Raw genomic sequence first — 16,307 nt, forward strand, 5'->3', positions numbered from 1 at the left:
CCGCCTCGCAACAGTCATGTCGCCTATTCATTTCCCCTGGATCGCGTTGATCAGAGCCGCTTGTCGCCGAGTCAGGACGCTCGAGGCACGTTCGCGCGCACGTCATCGGCCTGTGTCTCGTCGAGCTCCCAGAGTCCGGTGTGCTCCGGGTACTTCTCACGGAGGTACTCCCGCACCACCTTTCCCGGTCGCGACTCATTCGTGTAGCCGAGCTCGGCCGCCAGCTCTCGCGGCGTGTACGTCGTCACGAGCGCGGCCGCTTCGAGTGATTCCGCGCGGGGTTCCGAGGCTTGGTGAGCGACTTCGAGTTCGTCCGGCACAGCTCGCCGATTCCGGAGCCACACGACGGGCACGGGTGGGACAAGTCCTCGGTGGCGTGAAGATCGCGCTCCATACCTGCGTAGAACGCGTCCACCGGAACACTCGACGAGTCGAGGATCGCCTGTTCGACCAGATCGCGGTGCTTCACGAGCGCGTCGTAGAACCGCTTTGGGTCATCGGCCACACGCATCACGGCCGGGGCGACCTCCCACAGCGCCCGCTGCAGGTTCGGAAACGGTCGCGGACCACCGAAGTCGCCGTTGCCGACGCGAACACCGTTTCGTCGGGCTCCGGCGATGTGCAGCATCTCGAGGTAGTGCAGTTCGAGAGGCGACTCCGCCGTCGCGACGATCGTCTCGGTGAGGCCACTGGTGCCATGCTCCGCGAGCATCTCGGTCATGAAGGCCCCGCTGCCGAAGTAACCATCGACGCGCTTCGGGTCGAGGCGGGTGCCCTGACCGATGTAGGCCCACGCCTTGTCGGCCGGTTCGGTCCTGAACACGTACCCGACTGCTGACGCCGGCACCCTTGCCTGATCGCTCATGGTCACCACTCCCTCGAGGTCATCGTCATCGTCCCATGAGCCGACCGAGCCACCCGCGACGTCGCGGTGGTGCGACGCGCGCCTCGGAGTCTCCCGCCGGCACGGGAACGCCGATCGTCATGGTCAGCTCTCGCTCCGCCGGGTCCGGCATCGGCGCCATGGGCCAGTCCGACGGCACGTAGTTGTCGGGCACCACGTACCCGCCGCAGTTGACGACCTCGCCGGCGGCGCTGATCGTGACGCTCTGCACGTGCAACGTCCCGTCGTGGAAGCCGAACGGCCTCCGGCCGTCAGCGACGTACGCGGTCGCCTCCCGGAGGTTCTTCGACCAGGTGAGCCGTCCGACCGTCCCGGCGGGCGAGGCCGCCCACCAGTGGCTTCCATCCCACCGCACACAGAGCTCGTCGCCCAAGCGCACCCCACGCATGTGCTCGGTCACGCTCGAGCGGTAGAGATTCGACGCCTGCGGCGTCCCGCGGCCGGCATAGACACTCGCCAGGAGCCCCGTCGTCCCGAACCGGCGGTCACCGTTCTTCTGCACCGAACCGGGCTGCGGATGACCGTCCGCGGCAGCGGGCCTGTCCTCTGCGTCGTTCACCTGATTCCTCCCCGGCTCCTCATCCCCATCGTGCTGCGTTCTCGCGCCGATGACCAGCGTCCGGGGCTCCCGCTCACTTGTCGAGGAAGTATCAGAGGTATACCCAGGTTCCCCTGTCGCAGCTGCCGCCGACGTCAAGTCGTCGTACACCCTGCGCCGGACTCATCAGACGGCCGCCAATGGGCTGATCGTCGTCCTCTTCACCCGCCGACAAGCTCAGCCCAGTGTCACTTCAAGGAGCCGGATCCAAGCCGACGAGAATCACAGTTATCGCAGCTATCCGGCGAGGGGTCTACTCGCCTGGTTTCGACTCGATTGGTGCTCCGAAGCCGTCGGATCTGCTCGTGTCCGGGGTGATTCGTAGGCTCGAACCGCCGTAACCGAACTGCTGCCACTCCCCGCCCAGGCCCTCCCTGCGCGCGTGATCACGTACGTCGGGAACGGCCTCGGACTCGCGGATGCGCCTCTCCGTCCTGAGCTGCTCGAGGGCATCACGGAGAACACGGCGCATGCGAGCGCCGCGGGCACCAGACGGGCCTACGAAGGCGATTGGGCGGCGTTCGAGCGCTGGTGCGACATCCATGGCCGGCGGGCCCTGCCCGCGCAGCCACAGACCGTCGCGGGCTACATCACCGACCGCGCGGCGCTCGTCGAGCCGGGCACCGGAGACCACGTCTACGCACCGAGCACGATCTCGAGGTGATTCACCTCGATCAACGTCCGCACGAGCGCGAGAACCTCGCCCCTCCGGGCGCGAACCGTACGGTCAAGGACACCCTCGCCGGCATCCGCCTCGACAACGCACGGCCAACCAGGCGCATGGCGCCACTGCTGCTGAACGACCTCAAGCGAGTGCTGCGCGGCATCGACCTGCACTCCTACCCCGCGTGTCGCGCATATTGTTCTGGTCTTCGAGGACTTGGAACGGTCCAAGAAAAAAGACCAGCCCGCTTCCGCTCTTAGCCTCGCCCTGCGCGGCACCCTGATCGCATGACTTATGTCCCTCCGGAGCCTCCAGAGCTCCGCCGCGAAGTCGGCTCTTCTCTCTCAAATCGATGGCCGCCACCCTGGCAAGATGTCATCGAGTTGACCGCCCAATGCCTCGCAAACGCCTCAGATGGGGACCCAGCAGGGTGTCCCACTGCCTGGGAACAGTCGTCGTTGGCGCAACGGGAGGCCCTTCGTCGATTGGTCGTGCAGGTGCTCCAGGCCTACGCCGATGCCGACAGGCTTGCCGCCTCGCGGTATATCAGCGAAGAGGCAAACCACGAAGCGCTACGACACCGGGGCCAGCCATAACCGATACGCAAGACGAATAAGGACGGTTGACCGTATGACGACACGTCTTCAGATCGCCCGAGCGCGGGCTCGCGTTGCCCTCGCCGAAAGGATGGGCGAGGAGTTGCCGGACAGCGTTCACAAACTCGCAGCGATGGACTTCGCAGACGCCGAACACACTGCGGCAGCCGGCCGAGGTCGCGAAGACCGCCAGCGGCCGTGGCGCGGAGACCTGGCACCCTTGCTGGGTGTTCACGGCGCGGGTCACGACTTCGGGCGCTCACCAGAGTTGGAGCACCCGCGGGACGCCCAGGGGCTAGAGCATCGCGAAGAGCAGGCGATCCTCGAGTCCCTTCCTTGGACGCATGAGCAATACGAAGCAGCAAGGACTTCCGTGGCGCGTGGCGACCTTGACGCGCTCGAACGCAGTGTCAGGCAGAGCGCGCTGAACGCCGCAATCACCTTCGCGGAGGCATCCGACTGGCTGGAGATGGGGACTGCGCGGATACTTGCGCGACTCGCGTCAGGGGACTTGTTCGCATTCGTCGCGGACGACGAGTTACTGTTCCCGGCGTGGCAGTTTACGGACGACCCCGACCGCCCGGTCTTAAATCAGCTGTCGACCTTGATCGAAGCATTTGATGCTGACATGCACCCAGCGTCGATCCTTGGCTTCATGACGACACCGCACTCCTCCACACGAATCGACGGCATCCGGAGCACCCCTGTCCAATGGCTCGCCGGGGGGCATCCGATTCAGCCCTTGGTTGAGATACTTGGGGCCAGGCGCCTGATGTGACAGCAGTCGCGTGACCTCGGGACGAATGTCCGCGGTTCGACGGCCATAGGAATTCTTATCACGCTGATCGGGATCACGGTGGTGGTCATGCAGTCAAGCTGTCGCGCCTACGGTCAAAGCCCACCCGCGCTGATGCGTTGGCGAGTCCCGGCATCGACGCAGCCCGCGCTGAGCTGCAGGAAGCGATCCCTCCTGCGCGAAGCCCGTTCGGAGGCCTGGCGACAAAGGCGATGCTTCCTTCGAACCGGCCGGTGAGGCCTTTCCGCCTGCAGGCTGCTCGCGGCCGCTCTGGACAACCTGCCGATCACCGAGGTGTTCACATGGCAGACCCACTCGGTCAACCGCGGAATGGTGTCCGTGCTCGGACGCCGCGGGTACGACCCGATAGCGGACGACATCGAGAGCCAGGCCCGCACGTCCCCGAAGCGGGGCGACGGCGTCTCCGACACTGCCCGAAAGATGGCGGCATGCTTGGAGAAAAGCCGCATCGGCAGGTGGGTGACCCACTCGGCGGCAACCTGGCCGGAAGTGTCGCCCGCAGTTAAGCACACTGACTCCGGCCCCCCGAGTACGACGGAAGTCGGCCGCCCCGAAGGACGGCCGGCCTTCGTCATGTCCCGGCGGCTTGTGGCCGCCCGGAGGTCAGCTCAGGTCGACAGAGCACGGTCAGTTCAGGACAGTCAAAGCACGCTTAGGTCGACGCTCCTCCTGAAGACGGGCACGACGGAGATCCGCTTCAAAATTGTTCATTGCTGAATTGCGCTGTCCCACCGAGGAGAAATCATAACGAGCATCAATGACATCCCTCAAGTACTGGCGAATGGTGCTACGCTGCGCCTCTGAGAGTCTCCCGTCCGTCACGAAGGCATATTCGGCAAAACGCGCAAAAAACGTTGCTGAAAACCAACTTCGGACGGCCGCTTCGGAAAAGTCATCCAGCGTATCAACCCAAGAAGTCGAACCGCTCGCGAATAACGTCAAAGTCCGAAGGAGCGCAGCCCATTCCCCTAGGGAGCCGCCGTCGGCCTCGAACTTCATGAGAAGACGATCCAGAGTTGGTGAACTCAGACAGTAGCTCAAGCCACTGTAGGTGATGTACGACGGTACCATGCGGAGTAACGATTGCTTGAAGTTTTCGAACCGCTTTTCGGGGAAACCTGTCTTGTCGAAGATGCGACGTACCGTCTCGTCGAGGTTTGGCAGCGCGAACAATTCAGCCTGATAAAGATCCATGAACATCACCCACGCCTCGAGGAGCTTGCCGAGATACTGTTGCTTTCGCTCCTGATCCCGAATTTCATCCGAGTCGCGCAACACTCGTGAGGCTAGGTCCACCACCAGCATAGCGACGCGCGCGGGCGGCAGGTCCTCGATTCGCGCCGTCAGAAACGTAGGGCGATCTGAGTCGTCGGAACCATCATAGTAGACGGTTCGTTCAGGCGCCCTATCGACCGCGTCGTCCGCAGGCGCCGCCTGCTCGTCGTCAACATCGGGAACGGTCGATTCGCGAAGCAATGCTTCGGGCGCTACACGCTTTCGTACACTGGACAGGATAGTTCCGGAAGGAGGCTGAATATTGATTCGTCCGAGCTCAGTTTCGACAACATCGAGTACGTCCAAGTCATTGCGGGACATCGCCGCATACATGCGAACAATCGACGCTAGTTCCAGTGGCGAAGCGAAAATGAGCTGGCGGAAATCAGGATTACTCTTTGCCGCAATTCCGGCCAAGAGCTCGAGGTAGATACCACGTTGGAAACGCACCATGTTGCCAGGGCCGGTCGTGAGCACACGGCGCTGCTTGAGGTCATCCAAAACAACGTCGACCTCGTAGGACCACCCAAGTTCCTCGAAAAGCTCAGAAATCCATCCCGCCACGTCGGCATACGGGGCCTTATCTTCGCGAGCTTCAACGAGCTTCCTGGCAATCAATTCGATAACTACCCGCTTGTTCCGTAGACTCATCCTTGGCGCGGACGTCACACGAAGGAAGTCGGCGAATAGCAGGAGGTTCAGATACTCGTCAAGAACGGCAATCTCCGAATCCTGGTTCTTCAAAGTCTTGCCGCTGTTGAGAAGCTCCATGAGCAGGGTGATTGTAAACGGCGTCCGGGGCAGGTGCTTATCTCGGATGATGACCATCACCGTGCTGACGAATCGGCTCTCGCGTCCCGGCGCCACACGTCTCGCTATTTCCGCGGCTTGCGCGTCGCTGAAACGCCCTAGGTAAACAACGTCAACGTCATGTATTCCCTTATCGGCGAGCTCTCGAACCACCTCCACGGTGTCTGATTGCTGCACGCCGATTATTTTCATCGTTGCGTCACTCTGGGCAATATCCGAAATAGCGCGGTCAAATCGCGCCGAGGCCTCGTACTTCAGATTATCCACCGCCAGGATAAGGTCATCCTGCCCCTCCCCCTTCGAAACACCCCAGTCCGAATAGATTGTCTGCACGGCCTTAGTGACTGGCCTCGGGCCCGCGCCGTAATACTTCGGGAGCAAGACGCCGTGAGTACCCGGTCGCTCGCGCACGGCCTGATGCAACACCCAGGCCAGCGCCGTTGTGACACCACTGTTTTCGCCACCCGCTACGACAAGCACCTTGCTATTCGCCACCAAGGAGACCATATTGATTGGCTCAACTTGACGGGATTCGGCTTCTATGACGCTATTGGTAGCGTACTGGTCATGTGGCTCGGGCAAGAAGATAGGAGGGATTACGAGGTCTTCAAACTTTTTTTCGTCCAGTACCTCGTTTTCTCGCCACAAGGTTGAATTCTCACGCACCTGCCGAAGCAGGCGCTCCTCCCCCTTTGCTCGACGATCTACGTGGCCTACTCGAATCACTTCGGGCGCGATGGACCGAAGAAAGCCAGCAAGCTCATCGTACTGTTCGCCATATGAGACGTCGACAATCGCGTCCAATTCAGAACCGGGCCGAACATCCTCTGCTTTGCACAGCTTGAAGTGGGAGTAGGCCGCTGTCTGGTTGTCATCGGCAAATCTACTGACCATCGGCTCGAAGTTCGGGTCGTCTAGACCGCTTCCAAATCCAATGAACAAGAAGTTCCGCATCGAGAACGCCGCGTTCTGGATGGCTTGCGCCTTCGAGTCGTTGATTATGCGGTGATAGTCAACGTCATTGAAGATGACGCTGTCGGGGTCTCTGTAGATTCCGTGGAGATGGCCTACCGCGTTGGAGTTGTTCATCGCAATGTCGCGCATTATCGCAGGCTCCTTCCACGTTGCAGAGCTTCGACCCAGTGCCTGCTCGAGGACGTCATCGTAGTTCGTGGTGAAAATCGGGACACCCAGGTCGGCAATCGCATCTGCGACAGCGTTTTCCTTGGGGTCCAGCGCTCCGATTGTCGTCGCAAGCCACCTGCCATACCGGTCATTTGTGGCGCGTCTAAGTTCTGAACGGATGTCGGTCGCCAGTGAGAGAAGGTCGTCGACACGAGGGTCATCAAGGAACAGGTCAAGCTTTGCCTGCATCAGCTTGCCGCGGCGGGCGTCCGACTGAATCACGTGATTGACACCGTGTTCCAGTAGACCGAGCCAGGAGCTCGTTGGCGCGTTGTTCGTGAGGGCGGAGGTGACACCGGTTCCGGTGACAACGACTAACTGGCGACGCTTCACTGCGTCCGCGAGCTTCTGCAAGGCGATCATGCCTCATGATGGCGCATCACCTGATCGTTCGCTGCTCATGTGTCGCTCAGCGCGCCGTGCGGCTGGTGGGGGTTCTGTCGCTCAGGGGTATGCCTCAGTGCCACGGGCGCCGACGGCTACGCGCCCGTGGTTCCCGACTCCTCCGCGAGCCGTCGCCACGCATGCTCCACACACGGAGCTGACTCCTGCGTGAGTTCGGGGAGACCTCGACTGTGCAGCACGAGACATCCTGAGCGAGATCTGCACCAAAGGCGCACCACGGGCACTCTCAGAAACAAGAAAACCCCCGCGTAAACGGGGGTTTTCTGTGGCGGTACCGGTGGGATTTGAACCCACGGTGGAGTTGCCCCCACACATGTTTTCGAGACATGATCCTTCGGCCGCTCGGACACGGTACCGGGAAAGATCTTACACGATCCGAGAGGCACGCAACGCCACCCCTGGTCTGCTCACCCTCCACAAGCGGTCGCCCCCGGCGCTCTCCCCACACCCACAGCCGCCCCTCGCCGCCGCCACGACCGCGCGGCGTACCGTCCAGGGCATGAGATCACGCACGCTCATCGCCCTCCTCACCTCGGTCGTCGGCAGCCTCGGCGTCGTCGGCGCGGCTGCTGTCGGTGCCCGGGCCGGCGTCCGCGGCCAGCGCGCCGCCGCCCAACGCGTCGTCGACATGCTCCCCATCCACGCGGACTGGTGGCGCGAACGGCAGCAGCACGAGGGGCAGTTGCTCTACGTCGCGATCGGCGACTCGGCCGCGCAGGGCGTCGGGGCGACCGCTCCCGGGCGCGGGTACGTCGGTCTGCTCGCCCGCCGCATCCGGCACCGTTCCCGCATGTCGGTCCGCGTCGTGAACCTGAGCGTCTCGGGATCGACGACGTGGGGCGCCAAGCGCGACCAGCTGCCGAAGCTCCGGCACCACTCTCCTGACATCTGCACGGTGTCCATCGGTGCGAACGACATCGCCGACTTCGCCCCGGACAAGTTCGAGCGCAACATCCGCGCGATCTACGGAGCAGTGCCGTCGCACACGATCGTCGCCGAGCTGCCCTGCATGTTCGTGCCCGACCGTGAGCGCAAGGTGGCGGTCGCCAACGAGATCGTGCACCGCGTGGCCGCCGAGTTCGGGTTGACGGTGGCGCCGCTGCACACGATCACCAAGCGGGTGGGCCTGCGGCGGACGTTCTTCAACAGCTATGGCGACCTGTTCCACCCGAACGACCGCGGCTACGAGATCTGGGCGAGCGCGTTCGAGCCGGCGGTCGACGCCCGGGTGGACACGGTCGCGACGATCCGCCAGTACCTGTCGGCGCGCGAGGCCGAGAACCTCGGGCGCGAGGCCGGTGCGGTCGCCAGCGCACGAGCAGAACAGGACACCGACGGGGCCGAGGCGCTCGACCACCCCTCGGGGCCTGGGCCGGTCGGCCGGCTGCGTCAGCGCATGACCGGTTCGATCGCGCTGCCCGACGGACCGGACGACCGTGCCGGTGATGTCGGCCGTACGCCCTAGCCTCGTCGTCATGGCACGCCCGCAGTCCCTCTACCGTTGCACCGAGTGCGGCTGGACCAGCGTCAAGTGGGTCGGCCGGTGCGGTGAGTGCCAGACGTGGGGTTCCGTCGAGGACTCCTCGGCCGCGTCGGCGAGCACCCGCGGCACCGCGGCCGTCGCCGTGACCGGCGCACGGGCCGCTCGGCCGATCACGGAGGCCCGTGGCACGTCGGTGCAGCGCTGGCAGACCGGCATCGGCGAGTTCGACCGCGTGCTCGGCGGCGGTGTCGTGCCGGGCGCGGCGGTGCTGTTGAGCGGGGAGCCGGGCGTCGGCAAGTCGACCCTGCTGCTCGAGGTCGCGTCACGAGCGGCGGCATCGGGCAAGCGTGTCCTGTACGTCAGCGCCGAGGAGTCCGTCGACCAGGTCCGGCTGCGCGCGGAACGCACCGGGGCGATGCACGACGAGCTGTACCTGGCGAGCGAGGTCGACCTCGGGGTCATCATCGGGCAGATCGACCAGGTCCAGCCCGACCTGCTCATCGCGGACTCGGTGCAGACCATCTCGTCCAGCTCGATCGACGGCATCGCCGGTGGCACGTCACAGGTGCGCGAGGTCGCGTCGACGCTGATCCGCATCGCGAAGGACCGCGCGCTCCCCGTCCTCATCGTCGGGCACGTCACCAAGGACGGCACGATCGCCGGGCCCCGGCTGCTGGAGCACCTGGTCGACGTCGTGTGCCACTTCGAGGGCGACCGGCAGACGGCGCTCCGCTTCGTCCGGGCGCTGAAGAACCGGTTCGGCCCGACCGACGAGGTCGGTTGCTTCGACATGGGCGGCGACGGCATCCACGAGGTCCCCGACCCGAGCGGCCTCTTCATGTCGAAGAACGCCACACCGGTCTCCGGCACGTGCGTCACGGTCGCGCTCGAGGGGCGTCGGGCCCTCCCGGTCGAGGTGCAGGCCCTCATCGTGCCGAGTTCGGCGCCGCAGCCGCGACGCGTCGTGAACGGTGTCGACTCGTCACGCGTCGCGATGCTGCTCGCCGTCCTCGAGCGTCGAGCGGGCCTGAAGCTCTCCGACGCAGACGTCTACGTGTCCACCGTGGGCGGCATGAAGCTCACCGAGCCGGGCGCCGACCTCGCGATCGCACTGGCCTTGGCGAGCGCTGCGCGCGACCGCCCGTACCCGCACACGCTCGCGGCGGTCGGGGAGATCAGCCTCGCCGGCGAGATCCGACCGGCCACCGGCACCAAGCAGCGCGTGAACGAGGCGACTCGCCTGGGGTTCACCACCGTGCTCGGCTCTGATTCAGGGCACCTGCGCGAAGCCCTGCGCGTTGCGTTCTCGATGACGCAGTCCGCCCGCGAACGCGAGCTCGACCGCGCGTTCTGAGGGTCTACGCGCGCAAAGCGGCCAGCAGGTCCTCGGGCGCGGCCTGCATGGTGTGCGGCCCCGCGATGTCGAAGAACACGCCCTCGAGCATGTCGAGGTGGGCGGCCAGGAACTCCTCGAGCCGCGGTCCGTCGTAGACCATGACCTGCCGGATCTTCTCGTCCGGGACCATCGCCGTGTAGGCGTCCGCCGACGAGAACAGCAGCAGGATGCGCTTGTCCGACCCCTCGCGGCCGAACACCCGTACCTGCATGTCCTTCTTGCCGGTGACGAGTCGGGGGACGATCACGATGTCGTTGCGCAGCGCGAACGCCACCGCAGCGACGTCCTGCTTCGCGAGGGCTTCCTCGAGCTGTTCGCTCCGGAAGCGCTGTTCCTTGTCTGCCATCAGCTCAATTCCACCAGATTTTCGTCGTTCCGGGACGCACGGGTAGCCAGTCAGCCCACAGCACGCTAGCCTGATGAAACCGCTTCGGCGGCGCTCAACGTCCGGGCGAGGTGGTTTACCCCTCAACCGGGCACCAGGGTCACTGGCCGTCAGGTCTGACCCCGAACCCGTCCCGCCGGCACCTGCCCGCGTGGCGCATCACCCCCGTCGATGTCCGTCGGGGTCTCCGTCGGTGCGATCGCACCCTGGCGGAAGCAAGAAAGCTAAGGAAACGCCATCATGGCATCTACCGGTACCGTCAAGTGGTTCAACAACGAAAAGGGCTTCGGCTTCATCGCCCCGGACGACGGCAGCGCTGACGTCTTCGCGCACTTCTCCGCGATCGCTGGCAACGGCTACAAGTCGCTCGAGGAGAACCAGAAGGTGGAGTTCGACATCACCGAGGGCCGCAAGGGCCCGCAGGCGGAGAACATCACCGTCCTCGGCTGATCACATCAGCTTGAACAGGCCCCGTCGTCTCCGGACGACGGGGCCTGTTGCTGTTCCCGGCGCCCTCACCCGGCGCCCCGCACAACCGAAGTCACGCCGAACCACGTGAACGCGCGGCGCCGATGCACTTCGGTTAAGCGAACCGCATCGGAACCGCCCACCGGCCACCGCCAACAACGAACCGCGCCCGGCAACCAAAAAGCAGAACCAGCGGCAGCAGCCGCACCACCCCTACTGCAGGATGAACTGCGCCGAGCGCTCCGACTCCAGGTCCCCCACCGCGACCTCCAGGTGGTAGCTCGCCCCGCCGGCACTCACCGCGGGCCGTGACGAGTCGCACGTCGACGTCGACGACCGGGTGCGGTCCCACGCGATCGCCGGCGTCGTCAGCGTCTGACCGGCCTTGATCGTGACGTCCTGGTTCGTGCCCCCGGTCTGGCAGTCCTTCGACGACCAGTACTGCTCCTCGCCCGAGCTGATCGTCAGCACCTGCTGCGCCGACCCGAGGTCCAGGTGGCACGAGTTCTTCCCGGTGTTCTCGATCGACATCGCGATCTGCGGGTCCTCGGTGGGGCCGTAGGCCTGCTTGTCGAGCACCGGGGTCAGGACGATCTGGTCCTTCGCGCAGGTCGCGCCGTCAGCAGCAGCCGGTGCGGCCGACGCCGGAGCCGACGCTGCGGACGAGCGCGACGGCGAGGAAGAAGAAGCAGCAGACCCAGATCCAGACCCAGACCCAGACGACGACCCGGCGGGCGATGCCGAGGCCGTCGGCGCCGCCGACGTGGCCCCGCTCCCCCGCCCGACGACGATCAGCACCACGACCAGGACGACGACCAGCAGCGCCCCGAGCACCAGGGCCCGCCGACGCCAGTAGACGACCGGCTTCTCGGGACCGACGGGGTGACGCAACGACGACATGCGCACAGGGTAGACAACGCCACGAGACACGAGGGGGAACCCCGCCGGGTGCCGTGCGAAAGCGTCAGAGGATCTTCAGCATGCGGGTGTTGCCGAGGGTGTTCGGCTTGACCCGGGCGAGGTCGAGGAACTCCGCGACCCCCTCGTCCGACGACCGCACGAGTTCGGCGTAGACGTCGGGCGACACCACGCTCTCGCCGATCTCCAGGTACCCGTGCTTCGTGAAGAAGTCGACCTCGAACGTCAGGCAGAAGATCCGGGCGACGCCGAGCGCACGGGCATCGTGTTCGAGCCCCTCGAGCATCCGGTGGCCGACCCGCTTGTGGATCCACCGCTCGTCGAGCGCCAGGGTGCGGACCTCGGCGATGTCGTCCCAGAACACGGCGAGCGCTCCGCAGCCGATCGGCACACCGTCGGGCCCTTCGGCGATCCGGAACTGCTGGATCGAGCCGTACAGGGCGACGTTCTCCTTGCCGAGCAGGATGCGCCGGTCGACGTAGGGGGCGATGAGCCGCTGGATGTGCGGGACGTCGGAGGCGAGCGCCGGCCGCACGAGGATCCCGTGCTCGTCGCGCTCGTGGAACGCGTGCTTCCCGTGCTCTGTCATCCGCCCCACCCTACTGCGCAGGACAGGAACACCTCACGGCGCACGACAGGAGCACCTCACGGCACCAGCACGACAGGACCACCCCACGGCATCCGCGCGACAGGGGGACACCTCACTGAGCCGCACCCAGGGTCACCGGCCTACCGTGCGGGTCATGCCTCAGATCATCGAAACCGTCGACGTCAACGTCCCCGTCCGCCAGGCCTACGACCAGTGGACCCGTTTCGAGGAGTTCCCGCACTTCCTCGACGAGGTCGAGAAGATCGTCCAGGTGGACGACACGACCACCGACTGGACCGTCAAGGTCGCCGGCCAGGTGCGCGAGTTCCGTGCCGTGATCACCGAGCAGCATCCCGACGAGCGCGTCGCGTGGACCGTCAAGGACGGCGAGACCGACCACGCCGGTGTCGTCACCTTCCACAAGCTGTCGGACACCGAGACGCGCGTGACCGCGCAGATCGACTGGGAGCCCTCCGGCATCCTCGAGAAGCTCGGCTCCGCCGTCGGCGTCGGCGGCCACGCCGTCAAGAAGGACCTGCAGAACTACAAGGAGCGCGTCGAGAACGCACCGACCCAGCCGGGTTGGCGCGGCGACGTGCAGGCCTAGTCCACACCACGCGCCGGACGGGAGGCGCGGTGCCAGCTGGCACCGCGCCTCCCGTCCGTCGTGCCCCCTTCGGCATCCCCCCACTGAAATGCCGACCTGACGCCCGAGCGCGAGCCTGGCAGAGTGGTGACACCGGCGGTCGCGCTGGTTCAGTTTTACCATGTCTGAGACAGATGCGAGAGGGGTCACGTGATCGAGTACACCGATGACGACGCACACCGCCGGGAACTGTCGCGCAAACTGCAGCTCCTGATGGACGTCGTCGAGGCGAACTCCGGACAGCGTCCCCCGTACAAGGAGATCGTCGCGGAGATCGAGGCGCAGGGTGCCTCGATGAGCCGGCCGCGCTGGGGGTACATGCTCGGCGGCAACGGTCCGGCGGTGCGCGACCAGCGGCTCCTCGCGGCCCTGGCGTCGTACTTCGGGGTGCCGGCCGAGTACCTGACCGACGCGGCTGGCAACACCGACGTGCCGGAACGGGTGCAGGCCCAGCTCGAGCTCGTCCTCGAACTCCGCAAGCGCGAGGTCGTCGCGTTCGCGACCCGACGGCTCGGCGAGTTCGCCTCGGCCGACGAGATCCGCGACTTCACCGAGCACCTGCGGCGGCTCGACGAGTCCGGCGGCGCGTCGTGAACGTGTGTCGCGACCGGTTCGGCGCACGCCGCCGGCAGTCCGAGGCCCGTCGACGGGTGCAGCGGCTGGGCCTCCCCCGCCGGCTGACCCTGCCGGAGCTGACCATCCGTGCGGAGCAGGCACTCGGGAAACCGATCCGGGTGCAGACCACGGAGTTGCCGGGCGACCTGTCCGCGCGGCTCATCCAGCGTACCGACCACGCCCTGCTCGAGACCCGACCCGGACTGTCCGAACGCTCGCGCGTGGCCTGCGTGCTGCACGAGCTCGCGCACGTGTTCATGGACGACAGCGGCTGCGACCACCAGGCGTACACGGGACTGCTCAGCGGTCGGACGGCCTTCACCCGGTCGCTCGACACCCCGCACGAACAGGCAGTCGAGCTGGTCGCCGACCAGCTCGCGCTCCGGATCGGCCTGCTCGACCCCGACGGCCGTCCCGGGATCTTCCGGTGACGCTGCACATCTGGGGCTCGATCCCGGTGTGGGTCGTCCTGACGGTGCTCGTCGTCCGGCTGGTGCTCGTGCGCACCCAGTCGGCGAGCGTCGGCTGGCTCATGGCGTGCTGCGGCTTCGTCGCCGTCGGCCTGACCATCAACCAGCCCGAGATCACGTCGTTCCTGGCCGGAGTGACCTCGGTACCGAACATCGCCGACCTGATCGGCCGCTGCCTGATGGTGTGCGGGATGTTCGCGTTGGCGCAGTCGGTCGAGGCCGCCGCACGGTCGGCCAAGCTCGTGCGCCCCGGTCGGATCGCGGGCTGTCTGGCCGTGCTCGTCGCGCTCGTCGTGCTGTTCACCATGATCGACGCTCCGACGCCCACGGCGCAGTTCATGGTCGTGTACGGCGACCAGCTGCCGACCGCGTTGTACTCGGCGGTCGAGATGACGTACATCGCCATCGTGATCGCCCGGTCCGCCGTGGCGGTGCTGCGCTCGTTCCGCAGCGGAGACGGCCTCGGCCGGATGTACTGGCTGTTCGTCGTCGGCGCGGCGGGGCTCGTGCTGCTCGCGGCGATCGCCATCGCCCTCGACGCCGTGCACGTCGCCGGGATCGAGCCCGCGGTCGCGGTCCTGTCCACGATCTACGCACCGGTGTTCCTGACCTCGATGGTGCTGCTCGCCGTCGGGGCGGCCGGTGGGGTCCTGCCCGACGCGGCACGCGAGTTCCGCGATTGGGGGGACGCCCGGCGGCGCTTCCGACGCCTCGAACCGGAACTCCGGCGGCTCGAAGCGGCATCGGGCAACACCGGGCTCTACTTCACGATCGTCTGGCAGCGTCGCCAGTGGCGGAGCCGGCTGCACCGGCTGTCCGTCGAGATCGAGGACCGGGCGCGCGAGGCCGGGCAGGACGTCCCGGCCGACGCGACGCTGACCACGGCACGACTCAAGGAGATCTCATGACCGGTGGACGCATCACCGCACTCGGCACCGCAGCAGGGGCGGTCGGCACGCTCGGGCTCGGCGCCTTCGTCGCCCGACGGCTGCTCTTCCCCACTCCGTACACCGCGACGGCCACGGTCCGCAGCGCCACGGACACACAGGTCGAACTGACCGCCACCCGCGACACCCGGCTGCCGGGCACCTACGACCTGCAGCGCGACGGTACCCGGGCGCAGGTCGGCGCGATCCTCGACACGAACGCCGAGACCGTGCGCCGCAGCGTCACCGGCCCGGTGGCGGCCGGCGAGTGGACCTGGGACGCCCTGCGGTACGACGAGCCGACCGAGGTGCCCGACGTCGAGCCCGAGCCCGCCACGACGCACGTGGTGCACGTGCACGGACAGTCCCTCGGGCCGCGCCAGGTGCTCCGCGGCATCGGGGTCTGGCGGTCCCTCGGCGCGACGTCCGAGATCGTCGACACCACCGACCTGCCGCTCCGCTCCCTCGACCCGCAGGCCGCCGACCGGGTCGTCGCAGCGGTCCGTGCCGCCCGAGCCCGGGGCGCCCAGCGCGTCGTGCTGCAGGGCTGGTCGGCCGGCGCCCTCGCCTGCTCGATCGCGGCCGCCCGTGTGCCGGTCGACGGACTCGTCGGGATCTCGCCCCTGCTCGACGTCGCCTCGGCGCTGCGGGGCGCGGTCCGGGCTGCACACCTGCCCGCATTCGTCGGTACGGTCGCCGCGCGGATCACGACCACCCCGGTGCTCTCCCGCCTCGCCGGCGCCGCGCAGCCCCTCGCCACGGCCACCTGGCAGAGCTCGGCGACGCCGACGCTGCTCGTGCACTCCGAGGCGGACGTCCTGGTCGCGGCGGACGACGTCGCCGCCGTCGCCGAGCGACAGCACGCCGCCACGGTCGTGTTCCGCACGGCCCCGCACACGCTCGAGTGGAACGAGGACCCGGAGCGCTGGGACACTGCCATCCGCGACTTCGCCGCCGGGCTGCCGTCCGGCTCCTAGGCGCGCACCGCCCCACGACGTGCAACGGCCCCGGTCTGCGAACAGACCGGGGCCGACTGCGTCTCGATCCGTTGGGGGGAACCGATCGAGCGCGACGCGCGAGGAGTTGGGGGGAACGTCTCGCGCGTGATCATCACAGTACCCCCGGACGGGGGCCGATGGACGCGGGAACGCGCAGAT

The 16,307-nt window shown here is 66.5% G+C and carries 17 protein-coding genes and 1 tRNA gene; 10 read left to right on the forward strand and 8 right to left on the reverse strand.

The annotated features are described in order from the left end of the window. Positions 1-71 precede the first annotated feature (71 nt). The 3 genes from LEL83_RS05805 to LEL83_RS05815 are packed head-to-tail and all read right to left on the reverse strand — an operon-like array spanning position 72 to position 1,463. The gene (locus LEL83_RS05805; protein ID WP_225558102.1) at positions 72-248 is read right to left on the reverse strand and encodes a hypothetical protein; all 177 of its coding nucleotides are present in this window, start codon (positions 246-248) and stop codon (positions 72-74) included. Beyond that, positions 245-865 carry a zinc finger domain-containing protein gene (locus tag LEL83_RS05810; RefSeq protein WP_225558103.1) on the reverse strand — a complete coding sequence of 207 codons (621 nt, stop codon included), beginning with the start codon at positions 863-865 and terminating at the stop codon, positions 245-247. The genes LEL83_RS05805 and LEL83_RS05810 overlap by 4 nt, the downstream gene beginning before the upstream one ends. 25 nt (positions 866-890) lie before the next feature. Continuing rightward, positions 891-1,463 (reverse strand): hypothetical protein, encoded by a 573-nt coding sequence (locus LEL83_RS05815; protein WP_225558104.1) that lies wholly within the window; start codon positions 1,461-1,463, stop codon positions 891-893. A gap of 421 nt (positions 1,464-1,884) precedes the next feature. Between LEL83_RS05815 and LEL83_RS05820 the strand changes: the two genes are divergently transcribed. Continuing rightward, positions 1,885-2,166, forward strand: coding sequence for a hypothetical protein (locus LEL83_RS05820; protein WP_225558105.1), 282 nt, complete (start codon positions 1,885-1,887; stop codon positions 2,164-2,166). A 729-nt stretch (positions 2,167-2,895) separates the two neighbouring features. Further along, positions 2,896-3,540 carry a hypothetical protein gene (locus LEL83_RS05825; protein WP_225558106.1) on the forward strand — a complete coding sequence of 215 codons (645 nt, stop codon included), beginning with the start codon at positions 2,896-2,898 and terminating at the stop codon, positions 3,538-3,540. Between the two features lie 666 nt (positions 3,541-4,206). Here the strand turns inward: LEL83_RS05825 and LEL83_RS05830 are convergent. Then, positions 4,207-7,212, reverse strand: coding sequence for an SIR2 family NAD-dependent protein deacylase (locus LEL83_RS05830; protein WP_225558107.1), 3,006 nt, complete (start codon positions 7,210-7,212; stop codon positions 4,207-4,209). A gap of 308 nt (positions 7,213-7,520) precedes the next feature. Beyond that, a tRNA-Ser gene (locus tag LEL83_RS05835) sits at positions 7,521-7,610 on the reverse strand. 143 nt (positions 7,611-7,753) lie between these two features. Between LEL83_RS05835 and LEL83_RS05840 the strand changes: the two genes are divergently transcribed. Together LEL83_RS05840 and radA are read left to right on the forward strand one after the other, a co-directional pair. Then, on the forward strand, positions 7,754-8,719 hold the full coding sequence (locus LEL83_RS05840) for an SGNH/GDSL hydrolase family protein (protein WP_225558108.1): 966 nt from the start codon (positions 7,754-7,756) through the stop codon (positions 8,717-8,719). Positions 8,720-8,729: 10 nt separating this feature from the next. Further along, positions 8,730-10,091: a DNA repair protein RadA gene (radA, locus tag LEL83_RS05845; protein WP_225558109.1), complete on the forward strand. Its 1,362-nt coding sequence runs from the start codon at positions 8,730-8,732 to the stop codon at positions 10,089-10,091. Between the two features lie 4 nt (positions 10,092-10,095). Here the strand turns inward: radA and LEL83_RS05850 are convergent, their stop codons facing one another. After that, on the reverse strand, positions 10,096-10,479 hold the full coding sequence (locus tag LEL83_RS05850; protein WP_198657339.1) for an SseB family protein: 384 nt from the start codon (positions 10,477-10,479) through the stop codon (positions 10,096-10,098). A 279-nt stretch (positions 10,480-10,758) separates the two neighbouring features. Here LEL83_RS05850 and cspE point away from each other — a divergent pair, with 279 nt between their 5' ends. Next, a complete protein-coding gene (gene cspE / locus LEL83_RS05855) occupies positions 10,759-10,968 on the forward strand; it encodes a transcription antiterminator/RNA stability regulator CspE (protein ID WP_017887662.1) in 210 nt (69 codons plus the stop codon). A 231-nt stretch (positions 10,969-11,199) separates the two neighbouring features. Here the strand turns inward: cspE and LEL83_RS05860 are convergent, their stop codons facing one another. Both LEL83_RS05860 and LEL83_RS05865 read right to left on the reverse strand, forming a co-directional pair. Then, positions 11,200-11,886 carry a hypothetical protein gene (locus LEL83_RS05860; protein WP_225558110.1) on the reverse strand — a complete coding sequence of 229 codons (687 nt, stop codon included), beginning with the start codon at positions 11,884-11,886 and terminating at the stop codon, positions 11,200-11,202. A 64-nt stretch (positions 11,887-11,950) separates the two neighbouring features. Further along, positions 11,951-12,493: an amino-acid N-acetyltransferase gene (locus tag LEL83_RS05865; RefSeq protein WP_198657337.1), complete on the reverse strand. Its 543-nt coding sequence runs from the start codon at positions 12,491-12,493 to the stop codon at positions 11,951-11,953. Between the two features lie 154 nt (positions 12,494-12,647). Between LEL83_RS05865 and LEL83_RS05870 the strand changes: the two genes are divergently transcribed. From LEL83_RS05870 to LEL83_RS05890, 5 genes are all read left to right on the forward strand, one after another. Next, positions 12,648-13,100, forward strand: coding sequence for an SRPBCC family protein (locus LEL83_RS05870; protein ID WP_198657336.1), 453 nt, complete (start codon positions 12,648-12,650; stop codon positions 13,098-13,100). Between the two features lie 189 nt (positions 13,101-13,289). Next, a complete protein-coding gene (locus LEL83_RS05875; protein ID WP_198657335.1) occupies positions 13,290-13,733 on the forward strand; it encodes a hypothetical protein in 444 nt (147 codons plus the stop codon). Then, positions 13,730-14,185 (forward strand): hypothetical protein, encoded by a 456-nt coding sequence (locus tag LEL83_RS05880; RefSeq protein ID WP_225558111.1) that lies wholly within the window; start codon positions 13,730-13,732, stop codon positions 14,183-14,185. The genes LEL83_RS05875 and LEL83_RS05880 overlap by 4 nt, the downstream gene beginning before the upstream one ends. After that, complete coding sequence (locus tag LEL83_RS05885) at positions 14,182-15,132, forward strand: hypothetical protein (protein WP_198657333.1); 951 nt, start codon at positions 14,182-14,184, stop codon at positions 15,130-15,132. The genes LEL83_RS05880 and LEL83_RS05885 overlap by 4 nt, the downstream gene beginning before the upstream one ends. Next, positions 15,129-16,127 carry an alpha/beta fold hydrolase gene (locus LEL83_RS05890; RefSeq protein ID WP_225558112.1) on the forward strand — a complete coding sequence of 333 codons (999 nt, stop codon included), beginning with the start codon at positions 15,129-15,131 and terminating at the stop codon, positions 16,125-16,127. Before LEL83_RS05885 ends, LEL83_RS05890 begins: the two co-directional genes overlap by 4 nt. Positions 16,128-16,307 lie beyond the last annotated feature (180 nt).

Source organism: Curtobacterium oceanosedimentum, assembly GCF_020297365.1.
Classification (GTDB): Bacteria; Actinomycetota; Actinomycetes; order Actinomycetales; family Microbacteriaceae; genus Curtobacterium.